The following is a 16597-nucleotide window of genomic DNA, read 5'->3' as shown; positions in this document are numbered from 1 at the left end:
TTGTGAAAGGGAAGCGACGTCTCATACTGCTTGCGCTCGTGTGTGCATTCCTGGCGGGAGCAACGCTCGTCGCCGTGAATTTGCCATACCATTTTGTGCAGCAGGGCATGCAGGCCACATTGAGCGATACGGACAAGGTCCAGCGGGTCGACGTGTCGAATCCTGTAGGCGCGTTTTCGCTTGTGCAGCTCTCCCGAGGAAAATGGCAGGTCCAGTGCGAGGAAAAGAATCTTGAATATCCTGCGGACAGGGAGCGGGTCGAAGCCTTTTTGCAGGTTTTGCGCGTTGCCCGAGAAGCAAGTCAGGGGCTTTCGAGTCGACCTGCCCAGCCAACCCGGACCGGGGAAGAGCGTCAGGCAACGGTGACTGTGAATGGCTCTATGGCGTTTTCTGTACAAATTTCTCCCACTCAGGTTCTTGTTGATACTGGTCAGGGCGCAAGCCTTTTGCCCCAGTGGCGGGGCGAGGCATTTTTGCGCGATATGAACTGGTTCCGCGATCTGCATCTTTTGCGTTTTGATGTGGATAGCGTGAAGCATGTTGCCGTGTCTCCACTGGCCGGGGATTTTTGGGAAGCAGAAGCCCGGGACGGCGGCTATGTTTTTTTGGCTCCAGAAAAGCTGGAAAACAGGGCTGTACTTGAAGACAGGCTTGAGCTGTTTTTGCACCGGTTGACCCTCTTGCAGGGCAAGGTGGAAGAAGCACTGGGCACGCCGCTGTCTACAGTGCCAGACCTTCGGGTCGAGCTTGAGACCTTCCGGGGGCACCGCCTTGGACTGGATATTTTTTTGCAGGAAGACCAGGACCCTGTCGTCAAAAGCTCCCAACAGGAGGAGCGTCTTGGACTTGACCGCAGTGCCTTCTATCAATTAGACTTAAATGCTTTTTCTCTGGTTGACAGAAGGCTGGTTCCTTTTGCACCCGGAAAGATAACGACGGTAAGCATTTCTCACGGAAAAAGACGCCTTCATGTTGAGCGTGCGGCCAAGGGCTGGAAAGACAAAAATGGATTTCTGAACCGCCCGGGTATTGACATGCTCCTTTGGAAGCTTACTTCACTTCAGTATGAATATGGCCCTGTTGAACTGCCCGGTACAGCTGTCTCTGCTGTGCGGGTTGTTTTGCAAAATACACAGGACGCCACGCAGTTTGAACTGGAGTTTTTCCGTGATCCAAAGCTGCCAAAAGGGCAGTGCTGGGTGCACCCTTCACCGGGCGAAGCCAGCTTCCCTGTTGACGAAAAACTGATGAACGAACTGGAAAGCTTCCTTCCTGCCGAAGATGGCGGAAGTGAGGCTTTGTAATACATTCCGCCGTGCGCACGGGGCGCCGGTGAAAATCAAGGAGACCTACATGGCACGCATTACAGTCGAAGACTGCCTGCAAAACGTTAATAATCGTTTCATGATCGTGCAGATGGCCATCAAGCGCGTGAAGCAGTTCCGTGAAGGATATGATCCCCTGGTCCAGTGCAAAAACAAGGAAATTGTTACCGCACTGCGTGAGATCGCTGCTGGCAAGGTCGTACCCAATGAACATCCGGAAGAAGTCAGCGACACTGCCGCAAGCAAGTAAATTATGTCTCAAAGAGATTATTACGAAGTCCTAGGGGTTTCCCGGGATGCCTCTGAGGACGAAATTAAAAAGGCGTACCGCAAGCTCGCTTTTCAGTATCATCCTGACCGCAATCCCGGCGACTCCGAAGCTGAAGATAAGTTTAAGGAAGCCGCAGAGGCCTACGAGGTCCTGAGCAACGCCCAGAAGCGTGCCCAGTTTGACCAGTTTGGCCATGCAGGGATGAATGGTGGCGGATTTGGCGGTGGTGGTTTCCACAATGCCGAAGACGTGTTTTCTTCATTTGGCGATATTTTTGGCGACCTTTTTGGATTTGGCGGTGCTGCTGGTGGCAGCAGAGGCCCTCGCCCCACTGCGGGTGCAGACCTTCGCTACAATCTGAAGGTGTCGTTCCGTCAGGCTGCCAAGGGCGATGAAATCACCCTGAGCATTCCTCGGAAAGCCCACTGTCCTGAATGTCACGGTTCTGGTGCCGCAGAAGGTTCCGAGCCTGAGACCTGTCAGCACTGTGGTGGATCTGGTCAGGTGACCCAGAGTCAGGGTTTCTTCCGTGTTTCTGTCCCTTGCCCGGTGTGTCATGGCCGTGGTCAGGTGATCAAGAACCCATGCCCCCGCTGTAAGGGTGAGGGCATTGTTCAGGAAACCCGTGATCTTTCTGTCCGTGTTCCTGCCGGTGTAGACAATGGCTCCCGCCTGCGTCTGCGCGGCGAAGGTGAACCCGGCGAGTTTGGTGGACCTCCCGGAGATCTGTATGTGGTTATTTACGTGGAAGAAGACGATGTCTTTGAGCGTGAAGGCCAGCATCTGATTTACCGTCTGGATGTGAGCTTTACACAGGCTGCACTGGGCGACACCGTGGAGATTCCTACTCTTGACGAGCCGACCAAGCTGCATATCCCTAAGGGAACCCAGAGCGGCAAGGTCCTGCGCCTGCGTGATCTTGGTATGCCCGGCCTTGGTGGTCGTCCCCGTGGCGATTTGCTTGTTGAGGTTCAGGTTAAGACGCCAAAGGATTTGACTCGTGAGCAGGAAGATTTGCTTCGTGAGTTTGCCCGTCTCGAGGAAGAAAAGCAGAAAAAGCCCCTGCACAAGGTGAAGTCTTTTTTCAAAAAGACCGCAGATAAAGTCATGGGAGAGTAAGGCGTGACTGCAAAGCTTTCGCACATTGATGAATCCGGAAATACGAGAATGGTGGACGTGGGTCAGAAAGCCGTAACCCAGCGTGTCGCCATTGCAGAAACTCAGGTTGTTCTCTCGGCTCAGACATTTGCCATGCTTTCGGAAAATGCACTGCCCAAGGGTGACGCCCTTGCCACAGCGAAGATTGCCGGCATCATGGCTGCAAAGCGCACCGCAGATCTCATTCCTATGTGTCATCCGCTGCCGCTGTCATACGTAGACGTCCGTTTTTCTCCCGATGCAGAACGCTCGACGATTCGCATTGAGGCAGAAGCCCGTACCGCCAGCCAGACTGGTGTTGAGATGGAGGCGTTTACTGCGGCACAGGCCGCAGCACTGACAATTTATGACATGTGCAAGGCTGTCCAGCGCGATATCGAAATTACAGGCTGTCGCCTGCTTCACAAGAGTGGAGGCAAAAGCGGCACCTATAATGCCCCGCGCTAGACTGCTGCTGCGATACTGTTTTCAAAGGTCCGTACGTGTTTGTACGGGCCTTTTTTGTGCTCTGGCGGGCGCAAACGTAACATATTAGGACAAATTCCTGAAAAGCTTGAATCCATTTTGTGTTTGCGTGTAAACTGGTGCCTCTTGCGCAGTGGCGCAGTGTCTAAACGTTTCACATGGAGAAGAGAGAATGAGCAAAACCAGTAAGAATCTGGAAATGGCATTTGCCGGGGAATCTCAGGCAAACAGAAAATATCTGGCATTCGCAGACAAGGCAGACAAAGAGGGCTTCACTCAGGCTGCAAAGCTTTTCCGTGCTGCTGCGGCAGCAGAAACCATCCATGCCCATGCCCATCTGCGCCTGATGAAGGGCATCGGTTCCACCAAAGAAAATTTGGTGAGCGCGCTGAATGGCGAGACCTATGAATTTAAGGAAATGTATCCGGCCATGATTAAGGAAGCACAGGAAGAAGACGAGCGTGCTGTTGCCCGGTATTTTTCCTTTGCCAATGAGGTCGAGGAAGTTCACGCCTGTCTGTATGAAAAGGCTTTGAATGACACAGAGAATATGCCGAAAGTTGAGTACTACGTCTGTAGTGTCTGTGGGCATATTCACGAAGGAAAGCCCACAGAGGCGTGTCCTGTCTGTAATGCCAAAGTTGAGGCATATTTTTTGTCTGAGTAGTGAGTAGGAACAGAACGTAAAAAAAGAACGGCGTGGAGAGAGAGCTTTCCACGCCGTTTTCATAGAGGAGGGTGGCCGACTAAGCTGAGGCTAAGAAATGTCTTTTTTTGAAGGGCCTACCAGTTGCGGCGTCCGCCACCACCCATGCCACGACCGCCGCCGCCCATACCGCGGCCAGCGCCCATTCCACGACCCATTCCCATGCCACGACCGGCTCCAGCACCCATTCCGGCACCTCGGCCAAGGCCCATGCCCATACCAGCACCCATGCCAACATTGGCCTGAGTTGCGGTTCCGGGCTGCATGGGCTGCGCACCAGCTTCAACCTGCTGGACGGCATTTTCTACTGTCGATGCAGCAACAAGATAGATCGGGATGCCTGCACGGTTAAGTGCAGCTTCCGCATTGGGACCAACACGACCAGTGATGACGGCTTCTGCGCCAGCATCAATGACAGCCTGTGCGGTCTGAATTCCTGCGCCCTGAGCCATGACGGAAGCTCCGGCATTGCTGATGGGCGTGTATGTCTTGGCGTCAGAATCATAAAGCAGGAAGCTGCTTGCTCGACCAAAACGCATATCCATAGCGCTGTTGGGAGTACTTCCCATACTGCTGATTGCATATTTCATATGTGAACTCCTTGTTTACCTCTTCTTAGAGGCAACAAGTGTGCCGAATATGAAATATGAATAATTTAAGTATGTTAGCAAAATATGCTCGAAGGGAGGGGGCGAGAGTCGCGCCACAAAAGAAGGGATAGGGCGAGAATTGCGCCCTGGACGAAAAAAAAGACCCTACAAAAGTGTAGGGTCTTTTGTGTTTCTGGAGTTTACCAGGATTCGCGGACCTTGACGCCGTGCGATTTCATAACGTCTTTGCATTGGCGAATGGTGTACTGGCCGTAGTGCACAATAGAGGCGATAAGTGCAGCAGAGGCTTTGCCTTTGGTGATGGCATCAGCCATGTGCTCGGGAGAGCCTGCGCCACCAGAGGCAATGATTGGAATACCAACTGATTCAGAAATAAGTCGGGTCAGGACCAGCTCATAGCCGTCGCGTGTGCCATCTGCGTCAATGGAATTAATGCACAATTCGCCTGCACCGAGCTGTTCGGCTTTGCGTGCCCATGCTATGGCGTCGAGTCCTGTGTGCTTTCTGCCCCCGTGGATGACAATTTCATAGCCTGAGGGGATTTTTTCGGAAACGTCGACTCGGAGCACGTCCATGCCGACAACGATGCACTGTGCGCCAAATGCTGCGGCACCCTCAGAAATTAGCTCTGGTGTTTTGACGGCAGCAGAGTTGATGGAAATTTTTTCGGCACCAGCAAGAAGAACATCGCGCATGTCTGCAACCGTGGAAACGCCACCGCCAACACTAAACGGAATGAAAATCTGGCTGGCGACATTTTCAACGACCTTGAGCATGATGCCGCGGCCTTCGTGGGATGCTGTAATATCATAAAAGACCAGTTCGTCAGCACCTTCTTCGGCATAGCGTCGGGCCGTTTCAACGGGATCGCCAATGTCGACGTTGCCCTGAAACTTGACACCTTTTGTCAGTCGTCCATCGCGGACATCCAGACAGGGGATAACGCGTTTACTCAGCATTGGAGGCCTCCATGCAGTAGTCGTGGAAATTTTTCAAAAGCTGTAATCCGGGTTTTCCACTCTTTTCGGGATGGAACTGAACAGCCCAAAGCCCGTTTTTTCCGTGCATGGCGCAAAATTCCTGCCCATAAACGCTGGTGGCGAGGCAAAATTCTGGTGCAGGTGCAGGATAATAGCTGTGCACATAGTAGAATTCTGTACCAGAACTGATACCACGAAAAAGTGGTTCGTCATCGTGGAGGGGAGTTACTGCATTCCAGCCCATATGGGGAATGCGGACAGGGGTTCCGTCCTCTTCCCTCATTCCGGCGGAAAACAAGCGGCACTCGCCTGGGATGATGCCCAGAGTTTCGCAGTCGTTTTCTTCGGAATGCTCAAGCATGATCTGGCAGCCAACGCAGATGCCAAGCAGGGGCTTGTGTTCTGCGATGAGGTCTTTGAGGACGGAATCAAGACCTGTTTTCGTGAGTTCAGACATGGCCTGCCCAGCAGCTCCTACTCCGGGAAAGATAACGCCGTCAGCATGGCGCAGCGTGTCTGCGTCTGCGGTGATGACGTTGTCAATGCCGAGGTGTGTGAGTGCACGGGAAACAGATGTCTGGTTTCCTGCCTTGTAATCGAGAATCGCGAGCATATAATTTCCTCCGTAGAATAGGCAGAAATAGCGAAAATTTATTTTTTGTACAAGAAAAACCCCGTTACGACGTATGATTTTTGTCTGTGAAAGCTGCGCTACAGCTTTTTCAAAAAATGTTATGCTCTATAGAACTGGGTGTCAGAAGAAAGAAAAAGGAGAATCCATATGATTGTTGTCACCGGTGGCGCGGGTTTCATTGGCAGCGCTTTTGTCTGGAAACTCAATCAGATGGGGATAACAGATATTCTGATTGTGGATGACCTTGGATCTGGAGAAAAGTGGAAAAATCTCGTCAATAGATCGTTTAGTGACTTTTGTCATAAAGACGAGTTTCTCAAGCGTATATGCTGTGAACCCCTTCGGGGCCTGGATGCTGTTGTGCATATGGGCGCATGTTCCGCTACAACAGAGCGAGATGCGAATTATCTAATGGAAAATAATTTCCATTATACAAAGACCCTTGCAGAATATTGCCTGAAACATGGCGTTCGTTTTGTGAATGCTTCCAGTGCGTCGACCTATGGTGACGGAAGCCTTGGTTTTGATGATGCACCTTCGCAGGTATCGGCCTTGCGGCCGCTCAACATGTATGGCTACTCCAAGCAGCTTTTTGATGTCTGGAGTCTCAAAACAGAGAATGCAGACCGTCTGGTGAGTCTGAAATTTTTCAATGTGTTTGGCCCGAACGAGTATCACAAGGGCGATATGCGCTCTGTGGTGTGTAAGGCTTTTCAGCAGATTGCCCAGACCGGAAAAATGAAGCTCTTTCGTTCGGAGAATGAAAAGTACCCGGACGGCGGCCAGATGCGTGATTTTGTGTATGTTAAGGACTGCGTTGACGTCATGTGGTGGCTCCTGGAGCATCGGGACGTGAATGGCATTTTCAATTTGGGAACTGGGCGTGCTGAAACATGGAATGATTTGGTAAAAGCCGTGTTTGGAGCAATGAATCAGCCTGTAAATATTGATTACATTGATATGCCTCTGGAGCTTCGGGGCAAGTATCAGTATTACACGCAGGCTAATATGCAGCGCCTGAAAGACGCTGCTTGTCCGGTGGCATTTATGCCGCTGGAGAAAAGTGTTGAAGATTATGTTCGGGGCTACCTGATGGCTCCAGACCATTACCTTTAGAGATGAAGAGAAAAAAGGCCAGTCGCTGTGCGGCTGGCCTTTTTATGTGTGTGAAAAAGTCTTTCACCGGGCGTGATCGTGAACCCGACAGCTGCAGTCCAGCGGAGGCAGGTCCGCGAGATTGAACTGGAGGCCCAGCGATGAGAGAAAACATGGGTCAATCATTTTTTGTTCCTGACTTTCGCCAGACAGGTTTTCAAAATGCTGACCGCAACAGGTGATGTCTTTCAGCAGGGTTTCCCCGAACCCAAAGCCTTCAAAACTGTCGATGCTCAGATCAAGCTTTTGGGGCAGGTCCTGAGCTGAAATCCCCTCAATGCTCAAAGTTTGGCGGGCTTTGTTGACCGCCCCCATGAGCACAAGCACACTATTTTTGTCTGTGTCAGCAAGAAGCTGTTCCGTTGGGAATGGCTGGATAGAGCAGTCACAGTTCTCAAGATGCAGCTCGCGAACTGGCTCATTTCCTTCAAGCAGTTTGAGCGAAAGCGACGTCTTTGTGCTAAAGCCTTGCTGCCTGTAGAGTTGATGAGTATTTCGCCAGCCGTTCCAGTCAAAGCCTGCTTCTTCTGCAAAATGCGAGGCAAAGGTGTTGTCAAAGTAGAGAATACCCTTGAAGCAGGTGTTTGCTGCATACGGTGTGCTGTGTTTGCCGAGGCAATGACTGTAAATCCTGTGAATAAATCGTGCAGGAAGTGCGGTTATCACTATGTCATTTATATATCCGCTGAGTTCGACCCGTAACATAACGCATACTCCTTGTTGCGAATCGTCATTGAGTTTTAACGCACAGGGCTTTCGTGTATCTGAGCGTAAACGAGACGTTTTGGCAAGGAGTATGGGAAATTTTTCTCAAAAAGCGATTAGGCCCTTCTTTTAAAGAGCTTTTCCAAATCGCTCAATCCCCACTGGACCCTGACAGGGCGACCATGCGGGCAGTAGTCCCGGTCTGGAGTCGCAAGCCATTCTTCGAGCAGTGAAAGCGCTTCATCATCCGCCAGAATCTGATTGGCCTTGATGGCTGCTTTGCAGGAGAGCATTGCCCAGAGCTGGCTGATGTCTTTGGCCTGTTCGCTGAGCGCGGCTCGCAGGTAGTCGCGACCTTTGGAAATAGAGAGCAGGGCTGGGATACCTGTGATTTCAAGGCTCGTTTCGCTGTGTTCGCCAAAGCTGAAACCAAGTTGGGTCAGCTCGTCCTGTATTTCGGCAAAAAGGTTGCTTTCAGATGGGTGCAGCGACAGCTCCAGCGGGATTGCAAGAGGCTGTGTGTCGCCTCGTTTCCCGGCTTTCTCAAAGCTGTGATACAGGACCCGTTCATGCGCGGCGTGCTGATCGATAAGGGCGAGTGTCCCGTCTATGTAGCGTAAAATAAGGTAGGTGCGGGCAAGCTGGCCAAGATATTCACCTCCGTCAGAAGCGCTGAGCGTTCGCCATGGTGTTTCTGTGACGGCGTGCCTAAGCTGTGCGGCCGGGCCGGGTTCGTGTAGGCCCATGTCGCGACTGACGTCGGGCGTCAGGTCCAGATATGCTTCTTTTTCTGTGACGGCGTGGTGGTCACGGAAATTGGTGAAGCTGGGGCGAGAGAGTGGCTTGGAGCGTTCCGTAAAGGAAGACGTTCCGGCTCCGCGTGATGGGCTGCGCACAGAAGAAAGTGATGCATTTGTGTGGTCCGAAACTGAGCCTGCAAGCGGGCTTCCTGCCCTGCGGGAAAGGGCTGAGCCGTGGAGTGCTGCCGCAGAAATGCCTTGAGCTGATGATGCTTCATTTTCTTCGGCGTTATCGGATGCACCGAGTCCGAAGCTATCTGCGTCATGGCTCTGGGATTCAAGGTTTTGCTCAAGGGCAGAGAGCACCGCGCTTCTGATGACAGAAAAAATGGTTCGTTCATCCCGAAAGCGAACTTCGGTTTTTGCCGGATGGACGTTGACGTCGATGTGCTCCACCGGGACCTCAAGGAACAAAACGCATTGCGGATATTCGCGGCTGAGCAGGCGGCCAGAGTAGGCGTCGCGTACAGCGCTGAGTAAAATTTTGTCAGACACGGGACGGCCATTCACATAGAAAAGCATCTTGTCGCTTCGCGCCTGTGTGCTGTTTGGCGTGGAGGCTACGCCTGTGACCGTGTATCCGTGGCGCTCGTGGTCGATGGGCAAAAGATGTTCCGTGACAGCAGGCGGCCATGCTGAGGTCAGGCGCTGTACAAGGTCCTGACCATCGCGGAAGCTGTACATTTTTCTGCCACCAATGGTCAGCTTCATCCGGACATCCGGGCGGGTGAGTGCCAGCCGGAAAAAGGCATTTTGGCAACGCCGGGTCTCGGTTGTGGTCGTCTTGAGAAATTTGAGCCGGGCCGGAACATTGGCAAAGAGTTCCCGGATTTCAATGCGGGTTCCTTCGCGCATGGCTGCCGGACCAGAGTCTATGACTTTGCCTGCCTCCAGCTCAACAAAAAAGCCTGTATCGGCACCACGGGCAATGGAACTGATTTTCATGCGGGAGACTGAGGCAATAGACGGCAGGGCTTCTCCACGAAAACCAAAGCTCGCAATGCTGTTCAGTTCGCTGGCGTCAGCAAGCTTGCTGGTAGCGTGGCGGGTCAGGGCAAGGTGAATCTCGTCTGGAGTCATGCCCCAGCCATTATCCTGAATGTCTATTAGGCCCTGTCCACCCTGTTCAATTGTAACAGAAAGGCGTGTTGCACCTGCGTCGAGGCTGTTTTCCATGAGTTCTTTGAGAACACTTGCAGGACGTTCGACAACTTCACCTGCTGCAATCTGGTTTTGCAGCTCTGGTGAAAGCACCTGAATGGGATGTCTTTTTTCTTGGAGAAGGCTGTTTGTCATGCTCCCGTTGTATCGCAAAGTGCAGTGCTTCGCCAGACTTGACCTGTGGGTGTAACGCAAAAAAAAAGCGGTGCGAACAGAGGTTCGCACCGCGTGAGAGCAAGGAATGAGAGCTGGCCTAGAGCGTCAGACCCAAAAGGGTAACGCGGCCCTCAACACGGGTTTCGTTGTCATCGGCATCCAGACGAAGCTCAAGGCCGTAGCACTGTTCTCTGTAGAGCAGGCGCAGGGTCTTTTCGAGGTCTTTGGAATGTTCGATGTCGGCACGATATTCCATGCTGACGAACCAGTTTTTGTTGATTGCCCAGTCAATGCCAAGGCGGCTCTGGCGCAGGCGGCCCCGGTTCTGGCGTTTGTATTCATCAATTGCTTCCTGGAAGTCCAGCCCAAAACGAACCTGGAAACGGTCGATGGGGCGGTAAGTCAGGAAGTGCTCATGCTCTGTGACATCGCCAATGTATGGCGAAATCTGGGAGCGGCTTGTCCAGCTCAGTTGAGAGTTGAAGTTGAAGATTGCTTCGATCAGCACATCCGAGAATGGGCGGCGCTCATATTTGTCGCGCTCATTGTCTCGAGTTGCTTCTCGCTGGTCATAGCTCTGCTGAACCCGAAGGTTAAAGAAGTCCAGATAATCAGCGACACGAATGTAGCTCAGGTCGTCACCATCTTTCTTGGCGATGACGCGCTCTTGCTTACGGTCAAGCACGTTGGTCAGAGAATAGGTGATTTCGTTTGAGGCAGGCAGACGGTCCACATCATCAAAGAAGGGATTGTCTTTCTGGCTCAGGTAGGGCGTCAGTGTGTAGTCGATTCTGGGCTGGATGGCATGGCGGATTGCGGTCCATCCACTGTTGCCAACGTTTTCGGCAGAGGGGACAAGCTTGTCGTTGTCCAGCTGGAAAACCCGGGCCATTTCTGTGAAAGCCGTCACTTCGTAGGTTGGGAGGTGGCGGGCTTCAAAAGAATCAGCCTCTGGATTGTCCTCGTATGTTCCTTCCATGTACAGGGTTTCGCGGAAGGCGACTGAAGGGATGATCGAAATGGGACCAAGCTCCAGTGGGGCACTCAGGGCAGGCGTCATGTCAATGCGGCTGCCAGAGTCACCCTTTGCCCGGTAGTAATACCCTGCGGAAGAGTCCAGCATGAATTCAACGGGGATGTCTTTGAAGAGACGGTCTTTCCAGACAAAGCCATACAGTTCTGGCAGTCGCTGGAGGGTTGGGTCGTCTTCGTCACCGCCGTTTCCATTCATGAAGCGGAAGTCCTGAGTGTATTCAATTTTGGTGGCAAGACCAACGCGGTTCCAGGACCGGGTTGCCAAAAGAGTTGAAGTTCTGGTCAGGGAATCAGAGTCATCGATATCCCGGCCAAACTCCCGTTCAAAAAGATCGTCAGTCTTTTCAAAGCCTGTCAGGTCGTTTTTGAACTCACGCAGATAATCCTGGTCAGAGGCATAGTCGACGTTCATGCGCAGTTTCCACTGCGGATCGAACACATAACCATTATACATGCCCCGGAACCAGAAGCGGTTTCGGTTCGGACGGGTCAGCCCGTCATTCTGAAACTGATCGTCTGCCTGCTCTTCGGTTTTTGCCACCTTTTTGTCGTTCAACCAGTCAAAGCGCCACAAACCCTTTGTGTTGGCGTTCGGTGTGTGACGGTACTCAATGCCCTGATTAAGGCCGCGCAGATTCATGTAGTTCTCATAAAATGTCGCATCCGACTCTTCGTCAATGGCCCAGTAAATGGGCTGATTGTAGAAGAAGCCATTTCGAGAACTGGTACCAAAACTTGGCATAAGCAGACCGCTTTGCCGTTTGGTTTTTGCAGGCAGGATCAGGTACGGAGAGTAGGCCACAGGAACGTCGGCAACGTTGAACGTTGCCCCCTCGAGCCAAGCATATCCCTCAATGGTGATTTCGCCCTTGTCGAGGTCAAAGGACCACGCGTCTTCGGGCTTGTCACAGGAAGTGACTGTGGCATCGCGGAACGAGTAGGTGTCACCCTCATGCTTTTCGATGCGGGCACCAGAGAAATACAGGTGCGCATCGTCGATGTAGACGAATCCATCCTTGAGCCAGCCTTTGCGGCTGTTCAGGTCAAATTCTGCTTCATCGGCAGTGAGGCGGTCTTTGGACCAGCTGATATCGACATTGCCCTTGAGATACACCCAGCCAGTCTTGCGATAGTACCGTGCGTAATCCGCACGCAGGGTCCGCTTTTCCTGAATAAGCACCACGTGCCCCTCGGCTTCGATAATCTCGGGGTCGTGATCGGCAGAAATTTTGTCTGCCTTGAGCTGCCAGGGCTCGGTACCTTTTTCACCTTCGGAGTTTGCCACTTTGTCAGACAAAATGTCTGCGCTGGCAGGTGTCGCAACAAATCCGGAGAAGACAAAGGCAAGAGCAAGCAGAATTGCGGCGGTCGGTGAAAGAACCGATTTTTTAAGAAGCTGCAAGCTGACCATTGTAATTATTAACGTCCATGCGTTATAGGGTAGTGTGAAATCGGGCCAATGGGTCACAGATGCGACCTGCTGGAAATACCACAGCTTGTGGAAAATGAACAGTAGGCATCACCCCGGAAATCCTTTATAAAAACTGCCGTTCGAAAAGATGCGTACGGCCATCTTTTCTCGAAGAGGAGAGTATGACGATACCTTTCAACCATTTGGAAGCAATCATTCACCCCGATCGAATTGTGCAGAACTGGCGAAAGCTGGAGCAGATTGGGGGAAAAGCGTATGCCGTGATCAAGGCGGATGCCTATGGTCATGGCGTGTTGAAAGTCACCGAGGCGCTGGAGCGCGCGCATGCGCACACCATTTGTGCAGGCTCTGTGGAAGAGGCTGTCGCGATTCGGAAAAATGGCTTTTCTGGCCGCATCATGTCATTGCTTGGCCCTCAGCTGGACCAGGATTATGCCTTGTGCGCCACTTTTCAAATTATCCCCTTTGTGGGGCAGGTGCCTCAGTTGCGGCGGCTCGATGCCTCCGCAGCAGCTGCTGGATTGCGGCAGCCTGTGGCGCTCAAGTTTGATACAGGAATGAACCGGCTGGGTTTTGTCCCAGAGCAGGTTGCTTCGGTTTTACCAGAAATTCAGTCATGCTCGCACGTGGATGTGTGCATGGTCTGCTCGCACCTCGCGGTTGCAGACGACAGCTCGGAGCAGAATTTTACCCACAAGCAGGGACAACGATTCTCGACTGTTGTCAATTACCTTCGTGACGCTGGTCTCCAGTTTGAAGCCAGCCTTTCCAGTTCTCCGGGGCTTCTGGCGCATCCAGAACTGCGTTTTGATGCGCAGCGCCCAGGAATTTCTCTGTATGGAGGGAATCCATTTTGGGGAACAGAAAACGAGGCTCTTGGTGAAGGCTTTGTGCCGGCAATGGAGCTTCGGTCACGCGTGTACCAGGTTCATCCCCTGAAAAAAGGGGAAACCGTGAGTTACGGGCGGACATTCAAGGCCGAACACGATATGCAGGTTGCAATTGTTGGAGGCGGATACGCCGATAATATTTTGCGCTGCCTGTCGAACCGGACCCTTGTTACCATTCATGAAAAACGGGCCAGACTCCTGGGCCGTGTGTGCATGCAGATGGCTGCTGTAGACGTGAGCCATATTTCGGGTGTACAACCCGGTGACGACGTCTGGTTTCTTGGCGGACCAGGAGAAAATCCCGTACGCGTCGAAGAAATCGCAGATTGTTGTGGAACAATCAGTTACGAAGTCCTGTGCCTGTTTGGGCAGAATCAACGCCGATTTGCTTGACAGGACAAGGGGCTTCGCATAATGACTGCGTTTTGCCTTGCTCTCATCATGTTGGTGAGGGCCAATAGACCATGAGGAGGACTTATGAGAAAATTGGAAACTTTGCTGCTGCTCTCTCCTGAGCTTGCAGCCGAAGAGCGCCAGTCTCTTGTCGACTCCTTCAGCGCTATCATTGAGCGCGAAGGCGGCAAGGTGGAGCTTGTTGACGATTGGGGTCTGCGTGACCTCGCTTACGCTGTAAACAAGAAGACCCGCGGTTACTACGTACGCCTTGAGTACGTTGGCCCCGGTGCTCTCGTTGCTGAGCTTGAGCGTAACATCCGCATCACCGATGGTGTTTACAAGTTCGTTACCGTTCGTTTGGCTGACAAAGCTGAAGTCGAGGAGGAAGCATAATGGCTTTTCGTAAGAAGTTTACCCCGCGGAAGAAGTTCTGCCGTTTTTGTGCTGATAAGGACCTCCCCATCGATTACAAGCGCCCTGATATCCTGAAGGATTTCATCACCGAGCGCGGCAAGATCATTCCTCGCCGCATCACCGGTACCTGTGCGAAGCATCAGCGCCGTCTCACCACGGCTATCAAGCGTGCTCGTCAGATGGCTCTTCTGTACTACACAGCTGTGCACAGCGCTTCTGTGAAGAAAAGGACGCTCTAGGGGAGGCATGGTATGAAACTGATTCTTCGAGCCGATATCGACAATCTGGGTCGCCTGGGTGACATTGTAGAAGTGAAACCCGGCTTTGGACGTAACTACCTTCTGCCTCAGGGCCTCGCTATGGTAGCTACCGAAGCTAACATCAAGGTTTTCGAACTGGAGCGCAAAAAGCTTCAGGAGAAAATGGACAAAATCCGCTTTGAGGCTGAAGAACTCGCCAAGAAGCTGGTTGAGTCCCGCGTGGTCCTCCGCGTGCGTGTTGGTGAAGGCGATAAGCTCTACGGTTCCGTCTCCAACGCAAACATCGTTGAAGCTCTGGCCGAAATGGGCTTGGATGTTGACCGTAAAAAAGTTATTCTCGAAGAGGCTATTCGCTCTCTTGGTGAATATGCTGTTCCCGTCAAGCTGCACCCCGACGTTCGCTGCGAGCTGAGCGTTGCTGTTGTACGCCACGACTGGGTTGAAGGTCAGCCCATCACCTCCGAGGAAGCAGAAGAAGTTGCTTCCGAAGAAAACACTGAAACTGTTGCAGAGGCTCCGGTCGAAGCAGCAGAAGAAGAAGTAAGCGATGACGCAGGACAGGTCAGCGAAGCTGAACAGGCCTAAGACGCATTCTTCCTCCCGGTCCTCTGAAGAGGGGACCGGGGGTTTTGCCGTTGCCAGAAGCCTCGAAAGGGCCTCTGGTGATGTGTTGCGAAAAGTTCCCCCCCACAACCTGGAAGCTGAGCAGGCTGTTTTGGGGGGTGTTTTTTTAAAGCCCAACGTGTTCCACGATCTCGTGGATCTTTTGGGTGAGGATGACTTTTACTCTCCCGCCCACCGTATTATTTTCCGCGCATTTCAGGAGTGTTTCCGTAAATCCATTCCAATGGACCTTGTGACCGTTGCCGAAGAGCTGCGAAGCATGGGCCTTTTGGATGACGTCGGCGGCCCTGTTTATCTTGCAGAGCTGGCTGCATCCACGGTAAGCGCCTCCAACGCCTTGTTCCACGCCCAAATCGTGCGAAACAGGGCTGTACAGCGCCAGCTGATTGGCGTCGCTTCTGGCATCATCGAAAGTTGCTTTGACGAGCGTTCAGATGTGGAAGGTCTGCTTGACGAATCCGAACAGCAGATTTTTGCAATTTCTGAGCAGCGCTCCAACAAGAGCTTTGTTGCCTCCAAGGAGCTGGTCAATCAGGTTTTCCAGAAGTTGCAGGAACTCTACAGCCGAAAGGAAGTCGTTACCGGCGTTCCGACAGGCTACTACAAGTTTGACGAGATTACGGCTGGTCTCCAGCCCACTGACCTCATCATTATTGCTGGTCGTCCTGCAATGGGTAAGACCTCGTTTGCGCTGAACCTTGGTCTTCGTGCTGCCTCTGATTACGGAACACCCTCGGCTGTGTTCTCCCTCGAGATGGGCATGGACCAGTTGATGATGCGTATGCTGTGTACCAAGGCCCGTGTCAATCTTTCGGACATGCGCCGAGGCTTTATTGATGATGAAGCCTGGGCCCGGCTTTATGACGCGGCAGAGGATATGTCTTCTTCCCCAATCTTTATTGATGATACGCCGTCAATCAGTACTCTGGAGCTCCGTGCCCGCTGCCGTCGACTCAAGGCAGAAAAGGGTCTCGGCCTGGTCATTGTTGACTATCTCCAGCTGATGCGCGCAGGGCGTAACATCGACTCCCGTGAACAGGAAATTTCTGAAATCTCCCGTTCGCTGAAGGCGCTGGCAAAGGAACTCAAGGTGCCAGTCATTGCGCTTTCGCAGCTGAACCGTAAAGTTGAAGAACGTACGGACAAGCGTCCCAAGCTGTCTGACCTTCGTGAGTCTGGCGCTATTGAACAGGATGCTGACATGATCGTTTTCCTCTATCGTGACGAAGTGTACAACAAGAGCGAAGACAATCCCAAAAAAGGCATTGCTGAGATTATTATCGGCAAGCACCGTAACGGTCCAACAGGTGCGGTTGAACTGATGTTCCAGAAGGAATACACAGCCTTTGAGAATCTGACCCAGCAGGTTGAACCTTCCGAATACGCTGGCTCCTCATAACAGTTTTCGTGGCATTCACC

Annotated in this window: 17 protein-coding genes; 11 read left to right on the top strand and 6 right to left on the bottom strand. The window is 52.4% G+C overall.

From position 1 onward, the window contains the following. Window positions 1-2: 2 nt before the first annotated feature. The 5 genes from B5D23_RS08765 to B5D23_RS08745 all read left to right on the top strand — a co-directional run bounded on the left by B5D23_RS08765 (window position 3) and on the right by B5D23_RS08745 (window position 3886). Window positions 3-1304 carry a hypothetical protein gene (locus B5D23_RS08765; protein WP_078685056.1) on the top strand — a complete coding sequence of 434 codons (1302 nt, stop codon included), beginning with the start codon at window positions 3-5 and terminating at the stop codon, window positions 1302-1304. Between the two features lie 49 nt (window positions 1305-1353). After that, window positions 1354-1575 (top strand): DNA-directed RNA polymerase subunit omega, encoded by a 222-nt coding sequence (rpoZ, locus tag B5D23_RS08760; RefSeq protein ID WP_078685055.1) that lies wholly within the window; start codon window positions 1354-1356, stop codon window positions 1573-1575. Window positions 1576-1578: 3 nt separating this feature from the next. Next, window positions 1579-2715, top strand: a complete 1137-nt coding sequence (gene dnaJ, locus B5D23_RS08755) for a molecular chaperone DnaJ (protein WP_078685054.1) — start codon at window positions 1579-1581, stop codon at window positions 2713-2715. 3 nt (window positions 2716-2718) lie between these two features. Beyond that, window positions 2719-3201: a cyclic pyranopterin monophosphate synthase MoaC gene (gene moaC, locus B5D23_RS08750; RefSeq protein WP_078685053.1), complete on the top strand. Its 483-nt coding sequence runs from the start codon at window positions 2719-2721 to the stop codon at window positions 3199-3201. A gap of 190 nt (window positions 3202-3391) precedes the next feature. Beyond that, a complete protein-coding gene (locus B5D23_RS08745) occupies window positions 3392-3886 on the top strand; it encodes a rubrerythrin family protein (protein ID WP_078685052.1) in 495 nt (164 codons plus the stop codon). Window positions 3887-4002: 116 nt separating this feature from the next. On the opposite strand, the gene B5D23_RS08740 is transcribed toward B5D23_RS08745, so the two are convergent. The 3 genes from B5D23_RS08740 to hisH form a co-directional block, all read right to left on the bottom strand. After that, window positions 4003-4515, bottom strand: a complete 513-nt coding sequence (locus tag B5D23_RS08740; protein WP_078685051.1) for a NifB/NifX family molybdenum-iron cluster-binding protein — start codon at window positions 4513-4515, stop codon at window positions 4003-4005. A 200-nt stretch (window positions 4516-4715) separates the two neighbouring features. Next, window positions 4716-5495, bottom strand: a complete 780-nt coding sequence (hisF, locus tag B5D23_RS08735) for an imidazole glycerol phosphate synthase subunit HisF (RefSeq protein ID WP_078685050.1) — start codon at window positions 5493-5495, stop codon at window positions 4716-4718. Next, window positions 5485-6129 (bottom strand): imidazole glycerol phosphate synthase subunit HisH, encoded by a 645-nt coding sequence (gene hisH, locus B5D23_RS08730; protein WP_078685200.1) that lies wholly within the window; start codon window positions 6127-6129, stop codon window positions 5485-5487. Before hisH ends, hisF begins: the two co-directional genes overlap by 11 nt. 168 nt (window positions 6130-6297) lie before the next feature. On the opposite strand from hisH, the gene rfaD reads away from it, so the two are divergent. After that, window positions 6298-7266: an ADP-glyceromanno-heptose 6-epimerase gene (rfaD, locus tag B5D23_RS08725; RefSeq protein WP_078685049.1), complete on the top strand. Its 969-nt coding sequence runs from the start codon at window positions 6298-6300 to the stop codon at window positions 7264-7266. 63 nt (window positions 7267-7329) lie between these two features. On the opposite strand, the gene B5D23_RS08720 is transcribed toward rfaD, so the two are convergent. The 3 genes from B5D23_RS08720 to B5D23_RS08710 all read right to left on the bottom strand — a co-directional run bounded on the left by B5D23_RS08720 (window position 7330) and on the right by B5D23_RS08710 (window position 12573). Then, window positions 7330-8010, bottom strand: a complete 681-nt coding sequence (locus tag B5D23_RS08720) for a hypothetical protein (RefSeq protein ID WP_078685048.1) — start codon at window positions 8008-8010, stop codon at window positions 7330-7332. A 116-nt stretch (window positions 8011-8126) separates the two neighbouring features. Beyond that, a complete protein-coding gene (mutL, locus tag B5D23_RS08715; RefSeq protein WP_078685047.1) occupies window positions 8127-10106 on the bottom strand; it encodes a DNA mismatch repair endonuclease MutL in 1980 nt (659 codons plus the stop codon). A 118-nt stretch (window positions 10107-10224) separates the two neighbouring features. Next, on the bottom strand, window positions 10225-12573 hold the full coding sequence (locus B5D23_RS08710; protein ID WP_078685046.1) for an LPS-assembly protein LptD: 2349 nt from the start codon (window positions 12571-12573) through the stop codon (window positions 10225-10227). Between the two features lie 182 nt (window positions 12574-12755). Here B5D23_RS08710 and alr point away from each other — a divergent pair, with 182 nt between their 5' ends. The 5 genes from alr (at window position 12756) to dnaB (ending at window position 16577) form a co-directional block, all read left to right on the top strand. Next, complete coding sequence (gene alr, locus B5D23_RS08705; RefSeq protein WP_078685045.1) at window positions 12756-13877, top strand: alanine racemase; 1122 nt, start codon at window positions 12756-12758, stop codon at window positions 13875-13877. 84 nt (window positions 13878-13961) lie between these two features. After that, window positions 13962-14273: a 30S ribosomal protein S6 gene (gene rpsF, locus B5D23_RS08700; protein ID WP_078685044.1), complete on the top strand. Its 312-nt coding sequence runs from the start codon at window positions 13962-13964 to the stop codon at window positions 14271-14273. Beyond that, window positions 14273-14533: a 30S ribosomal protein S18 gene (gene rpsR / locus B5D23_RS08695; RefSeq protein WP_078685043.1), complete on the top strand. Its 261-nt coding sequence runs from the start codon at window positions 14273-14275 to the stop codon at window positions 14531-14533. The genes rpsF and rpsR overlap by 1 nt, the downstream gene beginning before the upstream one ends. 12 nt (window positions 14534-14545) lie before the next feature. After that, the gene (gene rplI, locus B5D23_RS08690; protein WP_078685042.1) at window positions 14546-15139 is read left to right on the top strand and encodes a 50S ribosomal protein L9; all 594 of its coding nucleotides are present in this window, start codon (window positions 14546-14548) and stop codon (window positions 15137-15139) included. Continuing rightward, entirely contained in the window at window positions 15102-16577 is a 1476-nt protein-coding gene (dnaB, locus tag B5D23_RS08685) for a replicative DNA helicase (RefSeq protein ID WP_078685041.1), read from the top strand. The genes rplI and dnaB overlap by 38 nt, the downstream gene beginning before the upstream one ends. The last annotated feature ends 20 nt before the right edge of the window (window positions 16578-16597 follow it).

It is taken from the genome of Desulfobaculum bizertense DSM 18034, from assembly GCF_900167065.1.
Classification (GTDB): domain Bacteria; phylum Desulfobacterota; class Desulfovibrionia; order Desulfovibrionales; family Desulfovibrionaceae; genus Desulfobaculum; species Desulfobaculum bizertense.
Note: the sequence above shows the minus strand (reverse complement) of the source record. Positions and strands in the feature narration are given on the sequence as shown.

Coding starts and splice junctions, on each gene's coding strand:
- rpoZ (WP_078685055.1), top strand. CDS start 1,354: ATGGCACGCATTACAGTCGAAGACTGCCTGCAAAACGTTAATAATCGT.
- dnaJ (WP_078685054.1), top strand. CDS start 1,579: ATGTCTCAAAGAGATTATTACGAAGTCCTAGGGGTTTCCCGGGATGCC.
- B5D23_RS08745 (WP_078685052.1), top strand. CDS start 3,392: ATGAGCAAAACCAGTAAGAATCTGGAAATGGCATTTGCCGGGGAATCT.
- B5D23_RS08740 (WP_078685051.1), bottom strand. CDS start 4,515: ATGAAATATGCAATCAGCAGTATGGGAAGTACTCCCAACAGCGCTATG.
- hisF (WP_078685050.1), bottom strand. CDS start 5,495: ATGCTGAGTAAACGCGTTATCCCCTGTCTGGATGTCCGCGATGGACGA.
- hisH (WP_078685200.1), bottom strand. CDS start 6,129: ATGCTCGCGATTCTCGATTACAAGGCAGGAAACCAGACATCTGTTTCC.
- rfaD (WP_078685049.1), top strand. CDS start 6,298: ATGATTGTTGTCACCGGTGGCGCGGGTTTCATTGGCAGCGCTTTTGTC.
- B5D23_RS08720 (WP_078685048.1), bottom strand. CDS start 8,010: ATGTTACGGGTCGAACTCAGCGGATATATAAATGACATAGTGATAACC.
- mutL (WP_078685047.1), bottom strand. CDS start 10,106: ATGACAAACAGCCTTCTCCAAGAAAAAAGACATCCCATTCAGGTGCTT.
- B5D23_RS08710 (WP_078685046.1), bottom strand. CDS start 12,573: ATGGTCAGCTTGCAGCTTCTTAAAAAATCGGTTCTTTCACCGACCGCC.
- alr (WP_078685045.1), top strand. CDS start 12,756: ATGACGATACCTTTCAACCATTTGGAAGCAATCATTCACCCCGATCGA.
- rpsF (WP_078685044.1), top strand. CDS start 13,962: ATGAGAAAATTGGAAACTTTGCTGCTGCTCTCTCCTGAGCTTGCAGCC.
- rpsR (WP_078685043.1), top strand. CDS start 14,273: ATGGCTTTTCGTAAGAAGTTTACCCCGCGGAAGAAGTTCTGCCGTTTT.
- rplI (WP_078685042.1), top strand. CDS start 14,546: ATGAAACTGATTCTTCGAGCCGATATCGACAATCTGGGTCGCCTGGGT.
- dnaB (WP_078685041.1), top strand. CDS start 15,102: ATGACGCAGGACAGGTCAGCGAAGCTGAACAGGCCTAAGACGCATTCT.